Genomic DNA, 26,313 nt, shown 5'->3' on the forward strand with positions numbered 1-26,313 from the left:
ATGGGCGGTACTGGCGTCATCGATCAATTCCTGGAAACCTTCACCCGCTACATCGACTCCGGATTCGGCCTGGTCGGGGGCGAAGTCGGATACGTCGCGACTACGCTTGCTGCGATCGACATCACGCTCGCCGGGCTGTTCTGGTCCTGGGGCGCTGATGACGAGATCATCGCCCGCTTTGTCAGAAAAACGCTGTTTGTCGGTGTCTTCGCGTACCTCATCGGCAATTGGAACAGCTTGGCTCGGATCGTGTTCGAGAGCTTCGCTGGTCTTGGACTGAAGGCATCCGGGACCGGCCTGTCATCGGCGGATTTTTTAAGACCAGGAAAGATCGCTCAGGTTGGACTTGATGCCGGGCGGCCGATCCTTGAATCGATCTCGGGGCTGATGGGCTATGTCAGCTTCTTCGAAAACTTCGTTCAGATCACGGTCCTGCTGTTCGCTTGGATCGTGGTGCTGCTCGCCTTCTTCATCCTGGCAATCCAGCTGTTCGTCACCCTGATCGAGTTCAAGCTGACTACTCTCGCTGGTTTTGTGCTGATCCCATTTGGGCTCTTTGGAAAGACGGCGTTTGCGGCCGAGCGCGTTCTCGGCAACGTCATCTCGTCCGGGGTCAAGGTCCTGGTGCTCGCGGTCATCGTCGGCATCGGATCGACCCTGTTTGGTCAGTTCACCTCCGGCTTTGGAGGTAATCAGCCGACGGTCGAGGATGCAATGGCGCTGGTCCTTGCCGCATTGTCACTGCTGGGCCTCGGGATCTTCGGCCCCGGAATCGCCAACGGCATCGTTTCCGGCGGTCCGCAGCTCGGTGCTGGGGCCGCCGCCGGCACGGGTCTCGCCGCAGGAGGAGTGGTTGCCGCCGCAGCCGGCGTTGCTGCAGGTGGAGTTGGACTTGCGGGCGGCGCCATCGCGACTGCAGCAAGGGGCGGGGCGGCCATCGCGAGCGGAACCGCTAGCGCTTTTCGCGCAGGAGGTCTGGCCGGTGTTGCGCAAGCCGGCGCCTCTGCCGCGGCGAGTCCTTTGCGTTTCCTCGCTGCTCGCCTTGGCGCAAGCGGCGGCACGGCCAGCGATGTGACTAACGAAGATCCCTCAGGTACGACATCCGAGGACGTGCCCGCCTGGGCGCGCCGGGCAAAGCGCGCACAGGCCATTCACCAGGGCGCGACAGCCGCGGCAAATGCGGTTCGTTCCGGCGATCACGGAAGTGGCGGCGCATCGGTCGATCTCAGGGAGAAAGACTAACGATGGCGGCTAAGACGTCTTTCATCCTTTCCGGCCGGCGGCACTCAAGGCGGCGCCTTTAGCTTCAAGGAGATCACTTCATGTTCAAACGATCGGCCGTTCACTATGGCCGTACGCCTGAGCCGGTCACTCCTTATCAGAGGGCAGCCCAGGTTTGGGACGAACGTATTGGCTCAGCGCGGGTGCAGGCCAGAAATTGGCGCTTGATGGCGTTTGGCTGTCTGTTCTTGTCCGCAGAATTTGCGGGTGCTCTCGTTTGGCAGTCAGCGCAGGGAACGATTACCCCTTGGGTCGTGGAAGTCGATCATCTGGGCGAGGCTAAAACCATCGCGCCGGCAAATGCCCCCTATCAGGCGAGTGATCCGCAGATTGCCTTTCATCTGGCGCGTTTCGTCGAGCATGTGCGCGGTCTGCCGCTGGATGCCATCGTCCTGCGTCAGGATTGGCTCAGCGCTTATGACTTCACGACCGACCGGGGCGCAGCCGCGCTCAACGACTATGCGCGCAACAACGATCCCTTCGCCAAGGTAGGAAAAACGCAAGTTGCCGTCGAGGTCTCGAGCGTCATTCGGGCTTCACCGGACAGCTTCCGCGTAACCTGGACCGAGCGGCACTACGACAACGGGCAGTTAGCGGCAACCGAGCGCTGGAGTGCAATCCTCACCATCATCATCGAACCGCCCCGCGATATCGAGCGACTGCGCAAAAATCCGCTCGGCATTTACGTCAACGCGATCAACTGGTCGAAGGAGTTCGGATCGTGATGCCGCAAGTTTTCGTACCGGCACTCCAGAGTTTCCGACGAAGCGCCATGTCCGCGCTCCTGATCAGTGTATGTATCCTTAGTGGCTGCACCACATTCAAGCCGCCGAAGATCAGCTACGACGAGGAGATGCCGCCGCCTCCCGATCTGCCGGCATTCGGCGATGACCGACCAAAACCGCTTCACGTCCCGCCGGCCTGGACGCCGGCGCGCGGCGGCAAGAAGACTGAAGCCAAGGAACCGGTCGAGCGGATCGAGACTGCCAATGATGCTGCGCGCGTCGAGCCTCGCAAGGCCGGCTATTTCAATGCGGTGCAGGTGTTTCCCTATAGTCCCGGCGCGCTTTACCAGATCTACGCGGCGCCGGGACAGATCACCGACATTGCGCTTGAGCCGGGTGAGCAGCTGATCGGCTCAGGTCCGGTGGCCGCGGGGGACACCGTGCGCTGGGTGGTTGGTGATACCGAAAGTGGCGGCGGCGATACGCGACGCGTCCACATCATGGTCAAGCCGACACGCCCGGCGATTACGACGAATCTCGTCGTCAACACAGACCGCCGCACCTATTTGATTGAGCTCCGCTCCCGAGAAAAGCCCTACATGCCTTCGGTTGCCTGGTTTTATCCCAAAGCTCGAACCGCTCCCGGACAAACGATGCCGCCCACACCTTACATTCCGGATCTGGCCGAGCGTCGCTATCGCTATACGATTGGAGGAGACAGCCCGCCTTGGCGGCCGGTCAACGTTTATGACGATGGGCGCAAGGTCTACATCGAATTCTCGGTAGGGATCACTCAGGGCGAGATGCCGCCGTTATTTATCATTGGACCGGACGGCAAGAGCGAGATCGTCAACTACCGCGTCTACGGCAATGTCCTCATCGTCGATCGGCTGTTTGCGGCCGCCGAGTTGCGGCTCGGCGCCGAAGGCCAGCAGAAAGTCCGGATCGCAAGAAGTGACGGGAGGCCGCTATGAGCGACACCGGAGGAGATCACGCCGCTCGCGAGCCGGCGAAGGCGGATGCACGAGAGGATATTGCCCAATCCTTGCGGCTCCGACCTGAACGGTCGCGAGTAACGCGCCTCTCCCGCAAGGCCCTCCTTGTTGGTACCGCTTTGGCTCTGGCGGCTATCTCTGGTGCGGCCTTTTGGGCTTTGCAGAGAACTGAAAAGCACAACCCCACCTCTGAGGAACTCTATTCGACCGACCACCACACTATTGCCGACCAACTTTCGACCCTGCCAAAGGACTATGTCGGAATACCCCAAGATGTGCCGCGGCTCGGACCACCCTTGCCCGGAGATCTGGGGCGCCCGATCCTCGCAGCTCAAAACTCAGCGCAATCGGGATCGCTTGCGGCCGATGCCGAGCAGCAGCGCCTCAATCAGGAAACTGAGGCGGCCCGTACCAGCAAGGTCTTTGCCTCGATCAACGTTCGCCCGCTGGCCGCAACAACGTCCTCCGGCGAGACGCCGGGCAGCACGACGACGTCTTCCGATGAAGCCTTCGCGCAGAATGGACAGGATCGCAAGCTTGCGTTTGTCAATGCGGCCGTAGATCGCCGGATGACGAGCCCCGATCGCCTCGTCAAACCGGCATCTCCCTTTGTGGTCCAGGCAGGCACGGTCATTCCGGCAGCTCTCATCACCGGGATCAGGTCCGATCTGCCCGGCCAGATCACGGCACAGGTAACCGAGAATGTCTTCGATACTCCAACGGGTCGGGCGCGCCTGATCCCCCAGGGCGCGCGACTGATCGGGACTTACGACAGCCAGGTCGCTTTTGGACAGTCGCGCGTGCTCCTCGTCTGGACGCGTCTGATCATGCCCAATGGACGTTCCATCGTGCTCGAGAGACAGGCAGGAGCGGACGTAGCCGGTTACGCCGGCCTCGAGGATGAGGTCGACAATCATTGGAAGGAGCTATTGGGAGCCGCCGCGCTATCGACATTGCTCGCCGTTGGGACCGAGGTCAACTCTGGGGCGAATGCCAATAGCTCTAACAGTGACATCATTGCGGCGCTGCGCCGTGGTGCAGGAGATTCCCTCAATCAGGCTGGACAACAGGTGGTCCGGCGCAACCTCAACATTCAACCGACATTGACCATCCGGCCGGGATTTCCGGTGAGGGTCATCGTCAATCGCGATCTCGTGCTTGAACCCTACAGAGGATGAAATGACCAGACTGAAGATTGGAGCGATTGCAGATGACAAGCCGGTTCGGATCGCGATCGATTTGCCTGGCGCTGTGCATCGCGATTTGATTTTGTATGCTGAGATCCTCTCGAGGGAAACCGGCCAGAAGATCAGCGACCCGAACAAACTAGCAGCTCCGATGGTGGCGCGCTTCATGGCAACAGATCGGGCCTTTGCAAAAGCGCGAAAGCGGCGTCACACCACGGACGGCGGAGGATAGCGATCGGCCAGCAATTTGAGGAAGTTCGCCATGGCTGGATTGTCGTTGTCATGGCGCCAGACCGCGGAAAAGCCGATGCGGCATGGTCCTATGCCGTCGCGCAATTCCCGATAGACCAAACCAGAAACATTGGCGTCCACGTCGGATTCCAGCACGAGGCTGATGCCGAAGCCCATACTGACGAGATTCCTGATTTCTCCGCGGCTGACATCGCGATACTCGATCCACGGCCCCTCTGTCGAGGTGATGAGCTTTGCATTCAGCAATGCTTCGAGGTCGTGCCCCGCATCGTATTGGCTCGTCAAGATCACCTGGTTCTTCAAGTCGACCCATGAGATGCCATCCTGCAGAGCCAGGGGATGATCGTGAGGGAGAGCAACAAAGACCCGCTCACTCCAGAGAGGAGTGTTTCTGCTGCCGATATCGATTGGATCTCCTGCTGCGACATAGAGGTCAATCATGCCATTGCGGAGCGCGGTGACCAATCCTGTTCTGGAGCGCTCGACCGCTCCGAGCTCTACCTGAGGAAATCCGGATTTGAACTCGAGCAGTATTGCACGCAACTGACCAGCGGTAAGCGACGTGCAGAATCCGATGACTAGGCTGCCGCATTCCCCACGGCCAGCCGTCTTCGTTCTCGCGACGAGCGTATCCATCTGTTCGAGGATGGAGCGGGCCGTTCGCAGAACATGATGTCCGGCCGGTGTGGCCCTTACCCCAACGGTCGATCGCTCGAAAATGGTTACTCCAAGTGAATGTTCCAGTAGCCGGATAGAGCGACTGAGCGTCGATTGCGTGATAGAAAGACTGTCAGCGGCTCGACGAAAGCTTCCATAGTCTGCTGCAGCAACTGCCAACTGAAGTTGACCGAGATCCAGTCTAAGACGTCGAATTCCTGCCGTTAGACCGGCAAAGCTTGCGTGTCGCGTCATTGCAGCACCGCGGAAATCCGGAAAATTGAACTAAGTTGGTTGGGTAGACAATTGCACCTATTTGCAATTGTGAATGGCAATCACCGACCGGTGAGATCATCAGGAGGACGAAAGGCTTCGTCGTGCGCTTGCCTCATGATGTTTGGTGATCCGCGTAGACGGTCAGTCACATCGACATAATCATTTCTCGGCTTCCAACCGACGAGCACGTTGTGATGATCATATGCACCCATGACGCTCCGTCTTCCGGCGATACCCATGCGTGGCTCACGATCTCCTGGGGGATGAATCTGAAACGCGTGCGAGCCCGAGGACTTTGCTCTCGGTCAACGCGACTTATCTTGTGTGTGGGAGATACGAGAATGACTTGGCGATTTAAATTGGTCGCAAGGACTGGGGTGCTCAGGCGGTCTCCAACAAAACCGGCGTCCAGAGAACCGGCCCGGAAAGACCGCCAGAGTTGCGTACGTTCTGAAGAGCTTCCGCAGAAACTTCGAGATATCCCGCCATGGCGAGGGTGTTTTCGATGCTACAGGGAGCCGCGATATGGCGGCGGGTCCAGCCCGCGCATTTCAGCATTCTCTCCATCCGAACGGCGGTAGCCGCGACGATGTTGTTCAGTCGTCTGGACAGTCCGAATTCGATCGTCGATGCGAAAAGATCGTAAGTCGACTTAGCCAGCCCGTGTTTGCCCTTTGGAGCATGGGGAGAAGCATCACTTGCGGACCTACTGCTCTCCCAGAGCGACGGATCTGCCTTAGCAGAAAGTCCACCAAGAACCATGGGAAACGTATCGCGCACCATCGTCGGTCCTATGATCGGCAAGAGACGAACCGAACCTTCCACATGGCCTTCAAGAGACGTTTGGATCAGGGAGGCCGGATGCAGCGCATCGAAATCATCGATTTCCATGTCGCCGCAGCTCTGAACGCTCCACTCCAACCGTTGCTTAAAAACGCGATAGCGCAACTTATACATGGATGCTAAGGTGCAGGAAAACGCGTTGTACGATGACTCCGTGATAAGCTGCATCATGTCCCCTCCCAAAGGAGAGGAGACTCTGGAGGAGTTGCCCGCCAACATCATCCCCCATAACTATGCGGGATCACAGTCTTAATCTTGCCTATCTCGTTTGGCAGCGGCCAATCGCATGGCGGCTTGGACGACTTTACGAACTCCCAACTTGTCTCTCGCGCTCCTTAAGTAATAAGTCACGGTATAGTGGGAAATGCTGAGGATCTGTCCAATTTCCCAAGCGCTTTTGCCCCTTGCGACCCACTCCAAACATTCGACTTCGCGGGGAGACAGTACGATTCCGTCGACCGTCAGTTGATCCAAGAGCTTGCGGCGCACCTGCGAATGGAAGCATCTCGCCATCAGCTGAAGGACAGAGGCATTCAGATCGATGCACCTCTCGAACTGCGGACGCTTTTGGTCAGTTGAAAAGGTCAGAGCAGCAACCGAGCCATCTTCATCGTGAACTGGGACTGTGAAACCTAGCCGAATTCCGAATTCGCTAGCCTCCTCGAGAAATCTTCGTTGCGCCGGAGAGATTGGTCTCGAAGGCACATCTAAACCCCATTGAAATGGTTCAGTGTTCTCCAACGAGCGCGTTAAAATCGGATCCAGTCGTTCGTAGTGACTGCGCACATAGTGCGCGACCCAGTTATTCGGATACGTTGATATTACTAATGGCTTTTTGCCAGCTCGCCGCGGCATCGCAAGATATGCAAAGCAAGACAGATCAAGCTCGCTCGCGGCGATTGCCATCGCCTCTGCAAAGGCATCCGCATATTCAGCGCTCGAGAGAAGATCAATGTATCTTTGAAAGATGCGATGCATGGTGATGCGCGAGATAACGGCTTTGGGGGACCAAAAGAGTGCGGAACGTTTCCTGGCCAGATGCGTGGTCGGATCCATGACGGCTAGCGGTAGCTCACTCGTGTGAAGGTCAATCAGGCTAGGTCAATTATCGAAATTGAGGCGTCGGGCTCTTGCTGTCAAAAATCCGCAGAGCTCGTTGCACTATAGCTGCGCCGTGCAAGCCAGAAAAGGTCATGCCGAGCGGTTGCGCAGACAATTGCGTCCATTTTTGGTTGTGAGCCGCTGCTGCAGTCTGCGAGAGCCTTGTCTTATCGAGTTTTTCAAGCTCCTCGTCTCCGACGCCCATGAGGGGATCAAGGCCACGGTCGGAAAGGTTCTCAACGCCACCGGGCAACGCTGCCGCGTGGGGTCGTTGAAAAAGTCTGAATTAGCTGATTCCGTTCTCGTCGGTGATTCGCAATCGGCGGAGCAACGAGATGCTGGGGCGCAAGGAGCGAGATCAGCTGGAGCTCTTCATCACCGGTTCGCTCAGACAGCCCATTCCGGATGAGCACGTGCTGGTGCGGGTCGATCGCGTGCTCGACCTGTCGCCGCTAAGGGAAGAGGTCAACGACTGCCATTGCGCCAGCGACGGCCGGCCCGGCATCGATCCCGAAGTGGCGGTACGGCTGATGCTCGCCGGTCTGCTCACCGGCATTGCGCTCGATCGCAGACTGGTGCGCGAGGCTCAGGTCAACATCGCTATTCGCTGGTTTGCTGGCTATGGCCTGCATGAGTAGTTGCCGCACCCTTCGAGTCTAACGCGCATCTGCCAGCGCTGGGGCGAAGAGCAGTTCCGTCGGATCTTCAAGCGCACGATCGAGGCCTGCCTGAAGGCCAAGATCACCACAGCCGAAATGGTCCACATCGATGCCTCGCTGATCCGAGCCAATGTGAGTTGGGAGAGCCTCACCAAGCGGCATGTGGCGGATGTGCTAATCGAGAATCAAAGCGAGGATGAAATCGAGGCTGAGAGAACGTGCCGATAGAGCGGCAAATACAAAAAGATATGTATCGCTGATCCCGACGCGACCATGGCGACGAGCGCCTGCAACAGACGGCTAGAGCCTGCCTACAAACAGCACACGGCAGTCAATGACAAAATCGGCGTCATTCTCGATGTCGAGGTCACAACGGGACAAACGAAACGCTGAGACATCGGCCATGCTCTGGTGTGTGCATTCCGTCAACCGGTCGGCAAATATTTGAAAAACCCGATCCATCATTGGTGAACCCGCGGGCCTCCCTACTAAGCGCGATTTGCATTGTCAGAACCCGAGAATCGCTGCCAATAGGGCGAAACGAGGAAGAAGTTGATCAATTCCGGCGTAGATCGATCGGTTACGCCAAGGCCGGGATCAGTGGAGGTAAAGCCATATCGGTTCGGCCGAGTTCCTGGCGGCTACTCTGTGGTATTTGTCGACGCCGGAATCGGCGCGCTCGCTCCAGCGGGTCGAAATCCTGCGCTCAGCCGCAGAAGGTTGCTGGATTCCTGCGTAAGTTGGCTTTCCTAGTTGCAGCTTGGTACCGCTCTTCCGATTAGAAAGAGCCGCTCACCAAGGAGATTGCAAATGAAGATCGGCGTTCCCAAGGAAATCAAGACGCACGAATACCGCGTGGGCCTGACACCTGGAGCCGTCCGCGAATATGTGGCCGCAGGCCATAGCGTCTTGGTTGAGACCGATGCCGGCGCCGGCATTGGCGCAACGGACGACAACTACAGCAAAGCCGGTGCAACGATCACGGATTCTGCTCGCGAGGTCTTTTCGTCAAGCGATATGATCGTAAAGGTCAAGGAACCGCAGCCGTCCGAATGGACTCAACTCCGAGAGAACCAGATCCTTTTCACTTATCTCCATCTGGCGCCGGACCCGGAGCAAGTTAAAGGCCTCATGAAGTCCGGATGCACCGCGATCGCTTACGAAACCGTAACCGACGTTCATGGTGGGCTTCCACTGCTTGCGCCAATGAGCGAAGTCGCGGGCAGGCTTGCGGTTGAAGCAGCTGGTGCGGCACTGAAAAGGTATGCAGGAGGACGTGGACTTTTGATCGGAGGCGTGCCAGGCGTGCAGCCTGCCCGCATCGTGGTGATCGGAGGCGGCGTTGTCGGTACGCATGCCGCACGGATGGCCGCTGGCTTGGGCGCCGAAGTCACAATCCTTGACCGCTCTATACTGCGGCTTCGCGAGCTGGATGAATTGTTCGAAGGGCGCGTTCGAACAAGATTCTCGACAATAGAATCCCTTGATGAGGAGGTATTCGCAGCGGACGTCGTGGTCGGCGCGGTTCTCGTTCCCGGCGCGAGCGCCCCGAAACTGGTCAGCCGCGGCATGTTGAGCTCGATGCGCAAAGGCTCCGTGATCGTCGACGTTGCCATCGATCAAGGCGGATGCTTCGAGACGTCGCGTCCAACGACGCACGCTGATCCAACTTATGAGGTCGACGGCGTCATTCATTACTGCGTCACCAATATGCCCGGAGCTGTCCCGCTCACCTCAAGCCACGCACTCAACAACGCTACGCTGCCTTTTGGTTTGGTTCTCGCCAATAAGGGATTTGCAGCCGTGCTCGAAAACCCGCATCTGCGCGCAGGCCTCAACGTGTATGGCGGCCGTCTAACGTATAGGGCCGTGGCCGAAAGTCTTGGCCTGCCATTTTCGCCGATTGATCAGGCCGCAGCCTGATCTCAGAAGTCCCCGAGGGGACTTTTCCTCCCTTGACTTGGCGGGCCACTCCTTCGGGGTGGCCCCTCTTTTGTGGTGTGCCGAGCATGATCGGCGGCTTGGAGGTGAAAGTCCTCTATCCGGCCTGATGACGGCGAAGGATTAGCGAAGCGCAAGGGCGTCATCGTGAGGTGAGGTCCGAAGGAAGCGTGGAGCAAACCTGCGGCCCGATGGACAAGAACCGGATAATGAGGCCTACCCAGGCGGACGAGCGGGCCACTGATCGCAAAGTCCATAGTCATCAAGGACTGGGGTGGTAAATCCGGCGGGCGTGCAGAGAAGGCGACCGATCGTACCTCGGGAGATCTCCGTCGTGTCCGGCGCACCGGACTGAGCGGGTTGTTAGGCTCGTGATCGCGGCGGAGAAGTCAGCAGACGGCGTAGTAGGCGGAACGAGTTTCGCTGAAGGCCTGAACGCTGGAAAGACGCTTGGAAATGGAAATATTGGGCTGGCCATGCGGCAGAAAATCCAGGTCACTGGCCTTCGGAGCGGTGGGAAAGGGTGAAGCCCGGACGGCACTGCTCAAAGGGCCGAAGCCACCTAGCAATCCACGATCTGAGCCTCTGGCACGGGACGTAAAACAAACCGTCTGTGCTTAATCTAGCGAACCGCCGGGTACGGACCCGTATGTCCGGTGGTGTGGGAGGGGCGGCGTCGCGAGACGCCCCCCTATCCCGATTGAAGAGTCGTACGCCTCAACCCCTGCTAATTGCAACCCGCAGATCAACTCGGGCAGGAATCCAAGAACAGAGGTGCCGACGTCATAAGCTGGTCAGAAACAAGAAGACCCAGGGCGGTCCACGGAGTCAAGCCGAGCCTGATGCGGTGAGCGATGAGATAGGGAGACCGTGCTTATCGAACTGAAAGCAATGGAGCTACCTTCTGCACCGGCGGCGGCTTCGAGCCGCTCTGCCGGCGACGTTCAAACGCATCGAAAAGGGGCAACCAGACGCCGAATTTAAGCATCAAGGCAGGGCTCATTGCATTCAAAGAGTGCTGAGGCATCGCTAGTAGCATTCTGTCTGTAACGCACTAGCCCCGCCTATTGTTGTTTGTCGGCGAGGGTCAGGGCAACGATCGGCTGCAGACGATAGCGTCGCATCAAGAGCTCGCTGAATTCGCCGCCAAGACCAACCGCACAGATAGGTCGCAGGCGGGTGTGTCGCAGTACGGAAAATCCATCAGGAGGAAACCTTCATGTCGGCACTGCCGCTTTCTGGTATGAAAATTCTCGACCTTAGCCGCGTATTGGCAGGTCCGCTCTCTGCGCAGATGCTGGGTGATCTCGGCGCTAACGTGATCAAGATCGAGCGGCCGAACACCGGCGATGATGCGCGCGCCTTCGGTCCCCCTTACTTGGCGGATCCGGAGGGGCGCGATAACAACAATAACTCCTTCTATATCTGTGCCAACCGCAACAAGCGGTCAGTCACTGTGAACATCGCTAGCCCGGATGGGCAGACTGTTATCCGCGAGCTCGCGAAGGGCTGCGATGTCTTCATGGAGAACTACAAGGTCGGCGATCTCAAACGCTACGGACTGGACTACGAGTCCATCAAGAAGATCAACCCAGGCGTCATCTATTGTTCGGTAACCGGCTTCGGCCAGACTGGCCCTTACGCGGGACGCGCAGGTTATGATGCAATCTTCCAGGCTATGGGCGGGTTGATGAGCGTCACGGGACATATGGATGGCGAGGCGGGGGCGGGACCGATGAAGGTCGGGCCGTCGATTGTAGATTACATGACGGGCATGAATGCTTCCATCGCGATTCTCGCCGCACTTTATCATCGCAAGAACCATGGCGGAGCGGGGCAGCACATCGACGTCTGTCTCCTCGACACGGTGATCGCCTCGCTGTCGCACTTTGCGCAGATATTCCTAATTAGCGGCAGAACGCCGCCCCGGCGCGGCACTTGGGGGAATGGCGGCATGCCCGCTGGCGTGTTTCGCTGCGCCGATGGTGAACTGATGCTCGTGGTCGGCAATGATACGCAATTTGCCCGTGCCTGCGCGGTTCTCGGCGAACCGGCGCTCGCGACCAATCCGAAATTCATCAAGAACAACGGCCGCGTCGTGCATGGCAAGGAAATCATGGCGATCTTTGCCGGCCTCTTTCTAAAGAACGAGGTCGCCTATTGGCTGGAAAATTTGGAAAAGGCCGGGGTGCCAGCTGGCCCGGTGAATAATTTCGAGCAAGTCTTCGCCGATCCGCATGTGCGCGAGCGCAATATGGAAGTGAAAGTCAACCATCCCTTCGAGACCTCGCTGTCCCTTATCCGTAATCCGCTGACCTTTTCGGAGACTCCCGTGAAGGAGTACCGTTACCCGCCCCGACTCGGCGAACACACGCGGGAGATTTTGGTACGCGAGCTCGGCTATGATGACGCTAAAATCGCAGAGTTGAAGCAGGCGGGAGCGATTTAACGTGCGCATGGTCAACTATCTCCCGTAAGGCAGGCCTAGCATTACAGTTGAATTTGTTTGAGAGTTCTGAATCCATGGGTAACCATAATTCGGGATCTGATGATTGGTGGTGCGTCGGTTGAGGATACGCTGACGCTGTGGGCTTCGTCCTTGCGAGATGCCAAGCCACGCATCCGTCCGCTCTCTACGCGGGACCGGGGCGAGGCCTCGGTAGGGCAGTTTCTCGACGGACGTTGGGCCATGAGCCGCGCAAGTCGGTTGGATGCGGGCGGAAGCGGCCGGCGATCCAGGCCCGCAGGCGATCCTAAGCCGGGGGCAGTGGGACGCCGACGCGCTGCGCGACATTGTACGTGAGTACGCGCAGGAAACGCTGGGCGATGAGGACGCGTTTCTGGTTACCGATGAGACCGGCTTTTTGAACAGGGCAAGGCCTCGTGCGGGGTGGCACGCCAGTACACCGGCTGGGCGGGCAAGATCGCCAATTGCCAGATCGGAGTGTTCGCATCCTATGTGTCACGGCATGGCCATGCCTTCATCGATCGAGCGCTATACCTACCAAAGGAATGGACGAATGGACGGACGAACCCGCTCGCCTGAAGGCGGCGCATGTGCCTAACGATGTGGGTTTTGCGACGAAGCCTAAGATCGCGCGTCGAATGATCGCTCGCGCGATCGCCGCAAAGGTGCTGTTCTCGTTTGTGGCGGCGGACAGCGGGTATGGCACGGGAGAGATCGAAATCTAGCTGCGCAAGTCGGGCAAAGGATATGTTCTGGATGTTGCGTCCAATCACGTGTTCCGTTCCTGGGGTAAACAGCAGGCGGTCGCCGGCACCGCCGCCGCTATCGCGCCGAGCCTTCCCAAGAAGGCCTGGCGCCGCCTGTCGTCCGGCGAAGGGACCAAAGGTCGCGCTGGCACAACTGGGCCTATCTCGAGCTGGCCGATCTCGACGCCGGCGAATACAACGACGCCCTTACCGGGGAATGGACGCGGGGTCTTCTGATCCGCCCCAATATTGCCAACGGCAGCTTGGGCTTCTTCTCCACACGGTGCCCCAAGGGCACATCCACGCAGAAGCTAGTGTCGGTGGAAGGCCATCGCTGGGCCGTCGAGGACAGCTTCGAAACCGCTAAGAACGAGCTCGGTCTTGATCACAACGAAACCCGCTCGTGGCATGGCTGGCATCGCCATGTCTCACTCGTCATGCTGGCCCTCGTCATGATGGCCCTCATCCGTCATCGGACCAATTGCCCAAAAAACTCGAACGAAGCATCGTTCTTGATCCGCTGGTAGATCCAGAAAATCCGCCGCATCGCCATGAAGCTTGCCCAGCGGCGCATCCCACACGCCGACGTTCTCGCATGGTCGTCCTGGCGCCGGGCCACCAGGCTCACGCGCGCATAGCTCACCTCAAACAAAAAATGCAACTGTAATGACTGGGTTATGTGGACGCTTGTAGCGGTGATGGTGACAGGGGTGAAGTGGTTGCGCGCGGTCCTAAGGTAATGGATTGGTTCGCTCGGCGAAACTGCTTCAGCTTGCTGAAGCAATTTTCGACAGGGTGACGCTGCGCGACCTGGGCAGAACAACCACCATTTGAATATTCGCAGGCGCCGGGCAAAGCATGCGGCCCAGACCGTTAATCGAAGCGTCCGATGTCGTGATGTCCCGCGGAGCAAAGATACTGGCCGCATTTACTCGTGAGCAAGATGTCCGTTCCGCTACAAGCAGCAAGCAACTGCCGATCGATGCAAAATGTTCCCGTGAATCTAGGGAGCATGGGGCGCGCCGAAAAGTTCTAAAACGTTCCTGCCAACAAGCTCACATGACCAAATTCCGCGCAAAGTCTTCGAACCCGGGAGCGCGTACGGCACAAGCCCTCGAAGAAAGGCGGTGCCTCCGATAAAATCGCGCTTGCCATGCTACTGCCTCCTGCTTCGCTTACAAACAGGCAGCATCTCGTTCGCAGCGGGATCAGGCACGTCTTCCTTCCAGCGCACCGATCCAAACGGGCGCTCTAGCATGCGGCGGATACGGACTGGATCGGGGCCGATGTGGAAAGCCACGGCCTGACGATCCAGTGCACGCTCCGATTGCGTCGAGCGGTTACGCTGGCGCAAGTAATCGAGCCACGTCGGACAGTGATAGCGCTCCGTCCACAGCTCTGGATCGGCGATATCGCGTGCAATTGACCAGCCATAGGCTCCGTTGCGCTGCCGAACTAACTGTACGTCCTGCATCAAATTATGGAAGGCGCGCGCGTTCTCGAGCGCGACGCGGTATTCGATTTCCATAACGAGCGGCCCGCTGCGGTTGGTGAGCGGGAGCCGCACCTCGGGATCGGCCAGCATCTCGGCGTCCTCGCCACGCGCGTTGATCCACGGCATGCGCAGCCAAAGTCCAAGTAGCGGCGAGATTAGCATCAACGCGGCGGAGACGAGCAGCGCGATGTTGACGCCAGCAACATCGGTGAGGCGCCCCCAGCCCCAGCCGCCGATTGCGATGCCGCCAGAGAACGCAGCCTGATATGTGGCAAGCGACCGACCCGCGACCCACCGAGGCGCGGATAGCTGCGCGGCGATATTGAAAAAGGTGACCACCATTGTCCACACGGCTCCAGCCAGCACAAGTGCGATCGCAGTCAAGATGGGCTCGCGGCTCAGCGCCACGGCTGCGATTCCTCCGCCCATGGCGAGCGTACAAGCGCGTACAGCGGCTTCTCCGCTTAATCGCCTGCGCACCTCGCCGATGCAGAGTGCGCCGATTACTGCACCGAGACCAAAGGCGCCAAGCATGATGCCGTAGGTCTGCGCGCCACCATGTAAGAGTTCGCGCACGACCAGCGGTAACAATGCGGACACTGAACCGCCAATCAGGCCGGTTGACATGGCGCGCGCCAGCACGATCTTGATCGAGGGCGAATTGATGATGTACCGCACGCCCGAGATGATGGCGCGGCTCAGCCGCTCGCGCGGCAGCCGCGATGGTTCCGCCATGCGCTTCCAGAGAAACAGCGCCAAAATCAACGGCAAATAGAGCAATGCGTTTATTGCAAAAGCTGCTACCGCGCCAGCCGTCGCCACCACAATGCCGCCGATCGCAGGTCCAAAGCTGCGCGCAATGTTATAGCTGATGCCATTGAGCGCAACCGCCGCCGGCAACGCCTCGGACGGCACCTGCTCGCTCACTGAGGATTGCCAAGCCGGGCCCATTAACGCCATGCCGCTGCCGACCACAAAGCAGAGCGTGAGCAACAGATTCGGAGTAGTGAGGCACAACCAGTCGAGTGCAGTTAGCACAGTCGCGCCGCAAAATGCGATCGAGAGCGCGACCAGCGCCACGATGCGTCGATCATACATGTCGGCAATGGCACCAGCAGGTATCGAGATCAACATCACCGGCAGCATTAACGCCGTCAGTACCAGAGCGACCTTATCAGCCGACGAAGTCAGCTCCGTCATCGTCCAGGAGGCACCGACCCATTGGATCAGGATGCCGAGATTGGACAACAAACTCGCGAGCCAGATGCGCCGGAAGTTGGCATAGTGCAGCGGCGCGGCAATGCCGTCGATCCGAAAAGATGGGTGCTTGTCTGAATCGGTCATATCGGCTTCTGCCTCGCGCGACGGTTTGATTTGGAACAGATGAGCGACGGTTAAAATGTGCTGCTGATAAAAGAGCAGGAATTTGCCCGATCTTGCCTATCTTGCGCAGTTAACGTGAGGAAGGGTTACGGGGCGAGCTAATGCCCTGAGGCGCTCCAAGCAGTCGTACCCGGAATTACAAACGTCTATGAGCTCTATGCCGCACCGGTGTGATCGTTTCGCCGTGCGAACCAATGCTATGCCGCAACAGACGCGCGTTTAACGATGAACTTGTGTTCGGTGAAGACTGCTTCGCAAGCGAAGCGCCGAATGAGCCAGGAGCGGAATTCCTGGGTCCTAATCTCTTTTGGGACATCAACGTCCAAAAAACCTAAAACCTAGGTGGTACACCGTCGCCACAGAATAGAGGAACGACAATGCGGATTTTTCGCGTTTTTAGTGGATGAGCGAGGAAAAAGTGCGCGATGGGCAGTCAAGCATCTCTATGAGGTGGTGCACCGTCAATCTTCGTGCGGAAGCTCTATGGGAATCGCGAAGCCCGCTTTGACGCGGTCCATGACGACCATTGTCTTGAACCCCTTAATGTCCGGGTTCTCATAGAAGAAACGCCGTGTGAACTGCTCGTAGTCTTCCATGGTACGAGAGGTAATGTATAGGACGAAGTCAGCGTCGCCGGTGACGTAAAATCCGTTGACGACTTCTTCCGATGATTTGATGGCCTTTTTGAATCTATCGATTATGTCCGCACGCTCTCGCTCCAGGCTTACCAGCACAAGCATTTGAATCGGTCTTCCTACGCCCTTCGCCGAAACGATTGAGACGTCGGCTTCGATGATTCCTTCGGAGCGAAGCCGCTTCAATCGTCGTTGACACGCGGTGGCAGAAAGGCCGGCAAGTTCGCCAATCACCTCGGATGTCAGGCGATTGTTCTTTTGTACGATTTCGAGGATCCGGGCGTCCGTTCGGTCGTATTGCATAATAGGCTCCAGGTGAATTTCACCGCCAAAGGCTCGTGTCTTGCAGGAAACCATTCAGACGGCAGTAAAATGCGACGCAAATCTTTTCACGACATTAGTATCCTGAATGCATAGGGAATTTCAACAAAAGGCGTCCGGGCGGTCATATGGTCTTTCAAGCTGCTCGACACGAAAATCCGCACCTGCTCGGCCTTGCGAAGGGGCGCCTGGAGAATCTGTGTCGCCGTGACTTCGTCGCGGGTGCTGCGTTCATCGACGGTCGTTGGATTGCCGGTGACCAAAGAGACGCTGTGGTCGATCCGGCGAGCGGGGAAGAGGTTGCGGATGTCGCTCGTTGCAGTGCCGTGGAAATGAATCTGGCCATCGCTGCGGCCGAACAGTCTTCTTCTGTGTGGCGAAAAATGTTGCCTGCAAAAAGGGGGGGCATCTTAAGAGCGTGGGCATCGTTGATGCTTACGCATTCGGAAGATCTTGCGGTCCTGGTGACGAGCGAGCAGGGCAAGCCGCTCGCTGAGGCGCGTCACGAAATAGGGTACGGCGCCGGATTTCTCGAATGGTTCGCGGCAGAGGGGGAACGAGCGTACGGAGAGACGATCCCCAGCCACAAGCCCGGGAGTCTACTTCACGTGCGGATGCAGCCAATTGGCGTGGTGGCTGCGATCACTCCGTGGAATTTTCCTGTCGCTATGATCACACGGAAGGCAGGGGCTGCCCTTGCTGCGGGTTGTCCGATCATCGTGAAGCCCGCTCCGGAGACCCCGCTATCTGCTCTTGCGGTGGCTAGATTGGCTGAACAGGCTGGCGTCCCCCGTGGCGTATTTCAAGTGCTGGTCGGTGATCCGATCGAGCTTTCGACGCCGCTTTTGCGAGATACAAGGGTGCGGGCCCTTTCGTTCACGGGGTCCACTCAAGTCGGCCGTCTGCTTCTAGAGAGTGCCGCGGCGACAGTGAAGAAGGTGTCCCTCGAACTGGGAGGGCATGCCCCCTTCCTCATCTTTGACGATGTCGATCTCGATAAGGCTGTAAAAGGCGCGTTGGCTGCAAAATTTGCTACGTCGGGGCAGGATTGCTTGGCGGCTAACCGCATCTATGTGCAAAAGGGCATTTATGATGCCTTCGTTGAGGCGTTTTCCGCAGAGATAGCTCGGCTGAAAGTTGGTCACGGACTCGACCCAGCAACAGACATCGGGCCGATGACGAAGTTGTCGGTGGCTAACAAGTGCAGGGCCCAAATCGACGACGCTGTGACCAAGGGAGCTCGTCTGATCTCCGCAAGACAAGAGCAGGCACTGAGGCAGAACTTTGTTCTTCCAACGTTGCTCGGTGGCGTTACAGACGACATGCTCATTGCCCATGAGGAGACGTTTGGTCCGGTGGCCGCAGTACTTCCGTTTGATACTGAAGAGGAAGTCCTCGCCCGAGCCAATGCCAGCGAAATGGGATTAGCCGCGTACGTCTATACGGACAGTCTGCGCCGAGCGCTCCGATTGTCTGAGAGCATCGAGTACGGCATGGTCGGCATCAATACAGCTTCATTTACGGGGCCGCCCATTCCGTTCGGAGGATGGAAGCAAGCGGGGCTCGGTCGCGAAGGTTCGCGACACGGGATTCAGGAATACATGGAATTGAAATACGTCTGCTTCGGCGATTTGTCGGGTTAGGAGAAACGGAATGAATGATATCAAGAAAATCGCCGAGCTCGATCGCGCGAGTGTTTTGCATCCCTTCACGCAGCTCAAGGAATTCGCCACTGGGAAGATCGGTGATCCGACGATTGTTGCTAGGGGCAAGGGCATTCGAATCGAGGATACGCAGGGGCATAGCTACATCGACGGCTTTGCAGGCCTCTATTGTGTAAACATCGGATATGGCCGGATCGAAGTGGCTGAGGCCATCGCGCGCCAAGCTTACAACCTGGCATATTACCACACATATGCGGCCCACACGACTGGGGAGTTGGCGACGCTGGCCGATCGTCTGGTCCGAATGGCACCCGGTAAGGCGAGCAAGGTGTTTTTTGGTTTGTCCGGGTCCGATGCCAACGAAACCCAAGCTAAGCTTGTTTGGTATTATAACAATCTCCGTGGTCGGCCGAAGAAGAAGAAGATTATCTCGCGCGAGCGCGGCTACCATGGCTGCTCGGTCATTTCCGGTTCGATGACCGGTATGTCTTTCTACCATGATTACATGGACCTTCCCTTTCCGGGCATTTTGCATACAGGCGTACCTCACCACTATTGGGGCGCAGAGCCAGGCGAGACAGAAGAGTCGTTTTCTCGCCGGCGCGCAGCCGAGCTTGAAAAGTTGATCATGCGAGAGGGGCCCGAAACTGTTGGTGCCTTCATCGCTGAGCCCGTGCTGGGCACGGGGGGGATTACACCTCCCCCTACTGGCTATTGGAATGAAATTCAGGCCGTGCTCAGGCGCTACGACATTCTCCTAATCGTAGACGAGGTGATTTGTGGATTCGGTCGGACCGGCGCTGATTTCGGCAGCACCCTATACGGGATCGAGCCAGATCTGGTGACAGTTGCCAAAGGACTGACATCCGGCTACGTCCCGCTCTCGGGGGCCATTGTTGGTGCAAGGGTTTACGCGGTTATGGAGGAAGCCGCGGATCGGGTTGGAGCCTTTTCGCACGGATATACCTATTCCGGCCATCCGATTGCGGCCGCTGCTGCCAATGCGGTCCTCGATATTGTTGAGAAGGAGCGACTAAGCGACCGCGCGAGGGTCGTTGGTGCGCACTTCCAGAAGCGACTGAAGGAACGGTTTGCCCAACTCGAGATCGTTGGAGAAGTGCGAGGCGTGGGATTACTCGGCGCCGTCGAGTTCGTTGCCGATCGCCAGACGAAACGGCGATTTGATCCGCAGCTCAAGGTGGGCGCCCGCATCTCTAAGGCTGCTCGTGATAGGGGACTTATTGTACGAGCAATGCCGCACGGAGATATCCTTGGTTTTGCGCCACCTCTCGTTGTATCCGAAAGTGAGGTTGATGAGATCGTTGATCTGGCATATCGAGCGACCATCCAAGTGATGGATGAGCTCACAAAACAATCGTAGGTTACGTGAAGCGAGGATTCTAATATGCCGCCATAAACCTGTCGTCGACGAATAACCCTGTAGGGCCGCACCGCGACAGTGGCGTTGGATAAAGTTCGCGTGGCGGCGAGACCACAAGTTCTGCGCAATCTGCCGATTTGGCAGTTTTCCGTCACGCTGGTCCGCGCACGATGTGGCTCGGTATGCCGGCCAGCTTGAGCGCAACAGAAGGTGGATGCGTGCTCGCATACCGCTGCTCGTTGAGCTCAGGTAAAGAATCGCTGCTGGTTTCACTGCACTGGCGCCCGTATACACTCCGCATTCTCATCCCGCGACAGAGCAGGCACTCAGCATCAGAGAGGCGCAAGAGTGTTCGCACGATTATCCTGCAGCGATGAAGCAGTTTCGGCGGTCGTGGTCAATGATGTAGCCGATGGCGCTCCAGAGGCCGTCCGGTCGATCCGCGGCTTGGCGTTCTTTGAGCTTGGGGAAGGTGTTCTCGACAGGATTGAAGTGGGGAATGCAGGACCGCAGGCAGAGCAGCTCGCACCTGCCGCTTCGATGATCTGGAGCACCGTTGGTCCCTGGTGGCTGGACAGCTTATCCATGGCGCCTGGCCTCAGGTCGGGTCTGAGGACCTGCTCGACGTAGGCTTCAAAGGCGTAATGGTTGATCAGTCCATCGAGGACACATATGAGCTAGCTAGTCCCTGCGACAAAGGTCGAGGTTTCCAGTGGCCATGGGGAATCGCAACCTTCAGCCGGTATTTTGAGCCGAAGGACACGTGATCATGGAATACGTTAGCAAGAAGGAAGCAAAAGATTCTCGTCTCGATCATGGTCCATTCGCCGATTGGGCGGCCGTCGATCCGCCGGAGAAGCTGCTCTGGCTATGCTGTTGCAGGCGTTTTATTCGATCCGCTCGGAGCGGCTTCTGATGGAGCGGCTTCCTCGCGGCGGGGCTGGCGCAGCCCAGGGTGACGAGGCTTCTGTCGAGCGATCACTTCTCGGTTCACGGCACGCTGATCGAGGCCTGGGCCTCGATGAAGAGCGTCAAGCCGAAGGACGGCTCCGGCGAACCGCCGGCGCCAGGCGCTGTACCGCAAGGGTAAAGGCAACGAGACGAAGTTGTGCTTCATCGGGCATGGGCTGATGGAGAACCGTCACGGCCTGCTGGTCGACGCCTGCCTGACGCTAGCTGACGGGCATGCCGAGCGGGTGGCCGCGCTGCACATGATCGAGCCCTATGCCGACCGGCCGACAGCGATCACGCTTGGCGCCGACAAAGCCTACGATGCAGAAGACTTCGTCAACGAGCTGTGCTCGATGAATGTGACGCCGCACGTTGCACAGAACGCCAGCGGCCGTAGCTCTGCGATTGAGGGGCGGAACGACCCGGCACGGTGGCTATGCCGTCAGCCAACGTATCCGCAAGCGCATCGAGGAGGCATTCGGCTGGATCAAGACGATCGCCTGGCAAGAGAAACCCAGCTTTCGTGGCCCTGATCGCGTCGCATCGGCCTTTACCTTCGCTGCCACCGCCTACAATCTGGTGCGGCTGCCAAAGCTGATCGCGGAGGCTGGATGGTGGCCAAGGTGCCCGGCTTCGCCAAGGCCTTCCGGCCGCTGGCGCATCGTCGAGATGGACAAGTGGGACAGCGACTTCCTCGATCATGAAGAGAGGCGCATCTCACTTGCAATGGCAAGTCCGACGATGAAATTGCCTTCGGTGCGCTGAACGTTTTTCTCGACGTCCGCTACGGCGCTCGAGACGGTACAGCCTGCGCGGAGTTCTCATGGGAAGGTCACGATGAGAATGACCCCGCCCGCGGCCGCGGATTGGTTATGATCGGCACTGCGGGCAGGGGGCGGCCATTTCTATACACAATGGCGACGATTCAGGCTTGCCGTCAGTTGTCGATGCTGGCCATATCCGCAGGGTCCGGCTTCGTAACAAAAACTTACCTGCCGGTCACCCTTGCCAAGCTTCTTCGCCAACTTGGCGATTTGATCGGCGCGATTAGGGATGGTCCCCAAGTTACGAGCTGCCCCCCGCCGCGCATCGCTTCGGCCATTGCAACCGAAATCGTCGCCTTGTTGCACATCCAGCCCCACGAAGATGCTATCGTTCATCAGGCCCGCTCCCCATGCTTGAGGCTCGGCGCCGGACCATTCGGCGCAACCCTCGATAGGAGCTTGCCACAGGGCGGGCCGCCCGTCACCTCAGAGGGCAAACATAGGGTCTAGGAAGGCCGCACTTTTTGCAGAATTTCTTCTAAGCATGCTTGAGTTTTGCAGCATTTGGCCGCTGGCCCGCCATATAGTAGAATTTCGTGATAGGGGAGGTTATGTACTTTGGATTTCCAGCTTACCGAGTCCCAGCGCGAGTGGCGCGATGAGGTTCGTGCTTTTCTCCGCGAAAACGTTACGCCTGAGCTCGAGCGTGAGCTTTACAATGAGGGAATCCCGCATGAGCCTGGCGTGTGGCGTTGGGGTCCGGAGGCGCGGAAGTTCCGCGAAAAAGTCGGGCAGAAAGGGTGGTTCGGTCTAACCTGGCCCAAGGAATACGGTGGCCTGGGCAAGGGGGCGATCGAGCAGCACATTCTCATGAGCGAATTCGACTACGCCCTCGTTCCTGGCTCTGACATGACCGTTACGACCGTTGCGCCAATCATCATGCGTTATGGTACGGAGGGTAACAAACGGGATTTCCTGCCGCCTATCGCTCGCGGGGAGATCCATATTGCGTTAGGGTATTCCGAGCCAGACGCAGGAACAGATCTGGCGAGTCTCAAGATGCGGGCCGAGCTCGAGGGGGACGAGTGGGTCGTCAACGGATCGAAGATCTGGAACAGCCAAGGGCACGTTGCAACGCATGAATGGCTCTGCGTGCGCACGGACCCGAGTGCGCCTAAACATCAGGGTATCTCCGTGCTCATGGTTCCGCTGAGCACCAAGGGAATAGAAGTGCGTCCGCTGATCGCGTGGAGCGACTACCGAACTAATCAGGTGTTCTTTACCGACGTGCGGGTGCCGCGTCGAAACCTAATTGGCGAAGTCAATAAGGGGTGGGAGTATATCACTGGGGCGCTCGCGCTTGAGCGCGGTGCTCTGGCGAACGCGGGTGACCTTCGACGAGAGCTGGACGACTTGATCAAGGCTTGTCGAGCCAGTCCGATAGGAGGGGTGCTTCTTATCGATGAGCCAGATGTGCGGCGGCGCCTCGCAGAGCTCGATGCCGACGTAGAAGTTGCTCGGCTCTACGGCTTGCGTGCGGCGTCGCAGATAGAACGCGGTGAGATGCCTACCACGACGGTAACTGCTGAAAAAGTCTACGTCAGCGAGGTCCGCCAGAAGATAGCCGACTTCGGAATGCAGATCTTTGGCATGCATGGGCAGCTTAACTGGCGAGATCCTGCGGCGCCCGGGCATGGAGCGATTGAGCGGCTCTACAGACATGCGCCGGTCGGGCGCTTCGGCGGAGGTGCAAACGAGGTATTGCGGGACGCCATAGCCCAGCATGGATATGGCATGCCTAGCTATGGGAGAACTAAGCGCAGCTGACGCCGGGAAGATTATTTCTTAGATGAGGACTGATATATGAAGGTTTCGCTCTCTGGCGAGCAGGAGGAGTTCGTCCGCTCGATCCGGCGTTTGTTTGCACGTGAGTGTCCGCCCTCTCTTGTTCGGGAGCTCCAGAATCCGAAGGTTGAAGCTAAGCCGGCGCGGCTTTGGACTCACCTTGCCGAATTCGGGGCGTTCGGCGCGGCGCTTCCTGAGAATGTAGGTGGCCTAGGGGGCACGCTGTTCGATCTGGGGCTTTTTTACGAAGAGGGTGGTCGCGCTCTTTGTCCTACAGTCGTGTACAGCACGATCGAATTCGGCCTCGCATTGTCGCGTTTGGCTGGCAATGCCAAGATCTCGAAGTGGTTGCTAAAGGCGGCTGCTGGAGAGGTGCTTGGAACGATCGCGCTCGCCGACCCGGGCGACAGTTCGAATATTATCCCTTCCATTACCGCAGAACGGCGGGGTTCGAAATGGGCGCTCAGCGGATCGTTGGATTTCGTTCCAAACGCCGACGAGGTTGCCGCTCTTCTGACCAGGGCGAGAGTCCCAGATGCGTGGGAACCTGATGCGGCTGTCACTATTCTCGTACCCAGACGGGCAATCTCGGTGCAGCGAATGTTCACGTTCGCACGGGACAACCAGTGCCGTGTCGATCTCGATGGCGTGGAACTCGATTGCGAGAACGTTTTGAGTAGTTCCGAAGGCTTGAAGTCTGATGATCTGCACTGGATCGCCAATGCCACGACTGCGCTGCATTGCATGGACATGGTCGGTGGAGCACAAGTCGTCATCGACCGAACTGTCGCATATCTCAAGGATCGATATCAGTTTGGTCGGCCGATAGCTAGCTTTCAAGCGGCGCAACACCACGTTGCCAACATGCACATTGCCGTCGAAGGCGCGCGGCTTGCAACGTATCAGGCTGTTTCGCTTGTGGGGACTGGCCAAATCGGCGAGCGGGAGACGGCTATTGCAAAGCTCAAGGCGAATGAGGCGTACAAGTTCGCAACGCTCACCGCTCATCAGCTGCACGGCGCAATCGGCCATATGCGCGAAACGGACCTGCACCTCTGGTCAGAACGTGCAAAAGCGATGGAGCTTCGCGACGGTGCTTGGGATGTCCAGATTCGCCGGCTCGCAGCTGTCCTGCGCTCTCACGTCTAGCGAAGTTCGAACGCAAGTGGAGTTGCAACGACGACGCGCTGTCTGAAATGTTCGACCGGGCAGAGCGGAAAGAGGCAATAAAGATAGAGTCCCCTCGGACAGACGAACGCGAATTGTCCAGAGTGTCCTAAAGTCCTGGCAGCGGTTAATTGCCATAGAACCGTAAATCGAGTGTGCAGCCTCAACAGAGAGCGGCACGAAATCTCATTAACTACCCTGTGGGTCAGATGGTCGGAGCAAAGATCAAGCCGGCCAGGCACAAAAGTGTGGCTCAAAGCATCGCAGACTCGCTGTCAGGTAGCGGAACTGCGGATACTCGGGCTCAACCAGGAGTGAGAGGAAAGAAAAATGCATTACCAGTTCGCGAAATATGAAAAGCGCGGTCATCTCGCTGTGGTCACGCTTAACCGGCCCGAGGTCATGAACGCCCTTCATTTGGGGGCGCATCTGGAGCTCAAGGAGATTTGGGAAGACTTTCGCGACGATCCCGACCTTTGGGTAGCGATCCTCACAGGGGCTGGCGATCGAGCGTTCTCGGCTGGCAACGATCTTAAAGTCGCCGCTGTGGCTCGAGCAGGTGAAGAGGCACACGTCAAGGTGCTTGACAATCCGCCTTTTGGACGAATCACCCGCGACTTCGATTGTTCGAAACCGATCATTGCAGCCATCAATGGCGTTGCGGTTGCTGGCGGCTTGGAGTTGGCACTTGCGTGCGACATCATCATCGCCGCTGAACACGCTCGCTTCGGCCTTCCCGAGCCGCGCGTCGGGCGAATGGCGGGAGAAGGGGGAACCCATCGTCTTGCTCGTCAAATCTCATTCAGGACGGCGATGGGCCTCATACTGACGGGTAAATTCTTTTCGGCTGCGGAGGCGTATCGAATTGGGCTCGTCAATGAGGTCGTGTCCCTTGCCGACCTCATGCCCGTCGCCGAGCGCTGGGCCGCGGAGATTCTCGAGTGCTCACCACTGGCTGTGCGGTCGGCTAAGCAATCGGTGCTCGCCGGCCAAGCATTGCCCGTCGACGAGGCGATCAGACAGGATGGTGAGCTGCTGGAACAGCTGCGGGCATCAGCGGACACAACGGAAGGTACGCTGGCGTTTGCCGAAAAACGGAAACCCAAATGGACGGGACGATAGGTCGTTGTGAATAACTGCGAGGCGGCGATGAGAGGATGTTCGGGGCGCCGTTCTGAAATGAGAGGTGATGTCGGTGAAGATCGCCGCCCTTGTGAAGTCGGTGCCGAATCCAGCCGGACGACCGGAGTTGTCGGAGGACTGTACCTTGCGATCGGAATCAGCGAGGCCATCCAGCACTTGGTCGGCATGAAGGACGGAAGGGTCATCATCGTGATCGATCCCGACCGACCAGCACTTTGAGATTGCCGGTCGTCGGTGATGCGCTGCAGATCGTTCCGGAGGCGGTGCGACTCTTGGTAGAACGTCCTGACTGAACCCGAGTTAATCCGCCGCCTCTCAGGGGTGGAATTTAGTGCTAAAGTTGCTCGTTTTCATTTCTCGCGAGGAACCGCATGAAGCTTACGCGCGGAGCCGCGCTTGTGATCGGCTTGGTGATCGCGGTGTACGGCACGTTG

At 58.2% G+C, this 26,313-nt stretch carries 18 protein-coding genes and 3 pseudogenes; 15 read left to right on the top strand and 6 right to left on the bottom strand.

The window, feature by feature from the left end; all coding sequences use genetic code 11:
• The 5 genes from trbL to Q2941_RS27780 all read left to right on the top strand — a co-directional run bounded on the left by trbL (position 1) and on the right by Q2941_RS27780 (position 4,420).
• A complete protein-coding gene (trbL, locus tag Q2941_RS27760) occupies positions 1 to 1,242 on the top strand; it encodes a P-type conjugative transfer protein TrbL (protein ID WP_458194328.1) in 1,242 nt (413 codons plus the stop codon).
• Between the two features lie 80 nt (positions 1,243 to 1,322).
• Positions 1,323 to 2,006 (top strand): conjugal transfer protein TrbF, encoded by a 684-nt coding sequence (gene trbF / locus Q2941_RS27765; protein WP_458194329.1) that lies wholly within the window; start codon positions 1,323 to 1,325, stop codon positions 2,004 to 2,006.
• Positions 2,007 to 2,053: 47 nt separating this feature from the next.
• Complete coding sequence (gene trbG / locus Q2941_RS27770) at positions 2,054 to 2,980, top strand: P-type conjugative transfer protein TrbG (protein WP_458194330.1); 927 nt, start codon at positions 2,054 to 2,056, stop codon at positions 2,978 to 2,980.
• On the top strand, positions 2,977 to 4,179 hold the full coding sequence (locus Q2941_RS27775) for a TraB/TrbI/VirB10 family type IV secretion system protein (protein WP_458194331.1): 1,203 nt from the start codon (positions 2,977 to 2,979) through the stop codon (positions 4,177 to 4,179). Before trbG ends, Q2941_RS27775 begins: the two co-directional genes overlap by 4 nt.
• Before the next feature lies 1 nt (position 4,180).
• The gene (locus Q2941_RS27780) at positions 4,181 to 4,420 is read left to right on the top strand and encodes a DUF2274 domain-containing protein (RefSeq protein WP_458194332.1); all 240 of its coding nucleotides are present in this window, start codon (positions 4,181 to 4,183) and stop codon (positions 4,418 to 4,420) included.
• Here the strand turns inward: Q2941_RS27780 and Q2941_RS27785 are convergent.
• The 3 genes from Q2941_RS27785 to Q2941_RS27795 all read right to left on the bottom strand — a co-directional run bounded on the left by Q2941_RS27785 (position 4,396) and on the right by Q2941_RS27795 (position 7,272).
• A complete protein-coding gene (locus Q2941_RS27785; protein ID WP_458194333.1) occupies positions 4,396 to 5,352 on the bottom strand; it encodes a LysR family transcriptional regulator in 957 nt (318 codons plus the stop codon). The genes Q2941_RS27780 and Q2941_RS27785 overlap by 25 nt on opposite strands.
• Before the next feature lie 402 nt (positions 5,353 to 5,754).
• Positions 5,755 to 6,387, bottom strand: coding sequence for an acyl-homoserine-lactone synthase (locus tag Q2941_RS27790; protein ID WP_458194334.1), 633 nt, complete (start codon positions 6,385 to 6,387; stop codon positions 5,755 to 5,757).
• A gap of 78 nt (positions 6,388 to 6,465) precedes the next feature.
• Positions 6,466 to 7,272 (bottom strand): LuxR family transcriptional regulator, encoded by an 807-nt coding sequence (locus Q2941_RS27795; protein ID WP_458194335.1) that lies wholly within the window; start codon positions 7,270 to 7,272, stop codon positions 6,466 to 6,468.
• A gap of 380 nt (positions 7,273 to 7,652) precedes the next feature.
• On the opposite strand from Q2941_RS27795, the pseudogene Q2941_RS27800 reads away from it, so the two are divergent.
• From Q2941_RS27800 to Q2941_RS27815, 4 genes and pseudogenes are all read left to right on the top strand, one after another.
• A pseudogene (locus Q2941_RS27800) lies at positions 7,653 to 8,357 on the top strand (transposase); the annotation flags it as partial.
• 429 nt (positions 8,358 to 8,786) lie between these two features.
• Positions 8,787 to 9,899 carry an alanine dehydrogenase gene (gene ald / locus Q2941_RS27805; protein ID WP_458194336.1) on the top strand — a complete coding sequence of 371 codons (1,113 nt, stop codon included), beginning with the start codon at positions 8,787 to 8,789 and terminating at the stop codon, positions 9,897 to 9,899.
• Between the two features lie 1,237 nt (positions 9,900 to 11,136).
• On the top strand, positions 11,137 to 12,366 hold the full coding sequence (locus Q2941_RS27810) for a CaiB/BaiF CoA transferase family protein (protein WP_458194337.1): 1,230 nt from the start codon (positions 11,137 to 11,139) through the stop codon (positions 12,364 to 12,366).
• An 84-nt stretch (positions 12,367 to 12,450) separates the two neighbouring features.
• A pseudogene (locus tag Q2941_RS27815) lies at positions 12,451 to 13,657 on the top strand (IS701 family transposase).
• 629 nt (positions 13,658 to 14,286) lie between these two features.
• Here the strand turns inward: Q2941_RS27815 and Q2941_RS27820 are convergent.
• Both Q2941_RS27820 and Q2941_RS27825 read right to left on the bottom strand, forming a co-directional pair.
• A complete protein-coding gene (locus Q2941_RS27820; RefSeq protein ID WP_458194338.1) occupies positions 14,287 to 15,969 on the bottom strand; it encodes an MFS transporter in 1,683 nt (560 codons plus the stop codon).
• Positions 15,970 to 16,469: 500 nt separating this feature from the next.
• The gene (locus Q2941_RS27825) at positions 16,470 to 16,946 is read right to left on the bottom strand and encodes an Lrp/AsnC family transcriptional regulator (RefSeq protein WP_458194339.1); all 477 of its coding nucleotides are present in this window, start codon (positions 16,944 to 16,946) and stop codon (positions 16,470 to 16,472) included.
• 146 nt (positions 16,947 to 17,092) lie between these two features.
• Between Q2941_RS27825 and Q2941_RS27830 the strand changes: the two genes are divergently transcribed.
• From Q2941_RS27830 to Q2941_RS27840, 3 genes and pseudogenes are all read left to right on the top strand, one after another.
• Entirely contained in the window at positions 17,093 to 18,607 is a 1,515-nt protein-coding gene (locus Q2941_RS27830; protein WP_458194340.1) for an NAD-dependent succinate-semialdehyde dehydrogenase, read from the top strand.
• Between the two features lie 10 nt (positions 18,608 to 18,617).
• A complete protein-coding gene (locus Q2941_RS27835; RefSeq protein ID WP_458194341.1) occupies positions 18,618 to 20,009 on the top strand; it encodes an aminotransferase in 1,392 nt (463 codons plus the stop codon).
• Positions 20,010 to 20,827: 818 nt separating this feature from the next.
• Positions 20,828 to 21,569, top strand: a pseudogene (locus Q2941_RS27840) (transposase); the annotation flags it as partial.
• 296 nt (positions 21,570 to 21,865) lie between these two features.
• Here Q2941_RS27840 and Q2941_RS27845 read toward each other — a convergent pair.
• Positions 21,866 to 22,120, bottom strand: coding sequence for a hypothetical protein (locus tag Q2941_RS27845; RefSeq protein ID WP_458194342.1), 255 nt, complete (start codon positions 22,118 to 22,120; stop codon positions 21,866 to 21,868).
• A gap of 222 nt (positions 22,121 to 22,342) precedes the next feature.
• Between Q2941_RS27845 and Q2941_RS27850 the strand changes: the two genes are divergently transcribed.
• From Q2941_RS27850 to Q2941_RS27860, 3 genes are all read left to right on the top strand, one after another.
• Positions 22,343 to 23,551 carry an acyl-CoA dehydrogenase family protein gene (locus Q2941_RS27850; protein WP_458194343.1) on the top strand — a complete coding sequence of 403 codons (1,209 nt, stop codon included), beginning with the start codon at positions 22,343 to 22,345 and terminating at the stop codon, positions 23,549 to 23,551.
• 36 nt (positions 23,552 to 23,587) lie between these two features.
• Complete coding sequence (locus Q2941_RS27855; protein WP_458194344.1) at positions 23,588 to 24,718, top strand: acyl-CoA dehydrogenase family protein; 1,131 nt, start codon at positions 23,588 to 23,590, stop codon at positions 24,716 to 24,718.
• Positions 24,719 to 25,066: 348 nt separating this feature from the next.
• A complete protein-coding gene (locus tag Q2941_RS27860; RefSeq protein WP_458194345.1) occupies positions 25,067 to 25,858 on the top strand; it encodes an enoyl-CoA hydratase-related protein in 792 nt (263 codons plus the stop codon).
• Positions 25,859 to 26,313 lie beyond the last annotated feature (455 nt).

The organism is Bradyrhizobium sp. UFLA05-153, assembly GCF_054185185.1.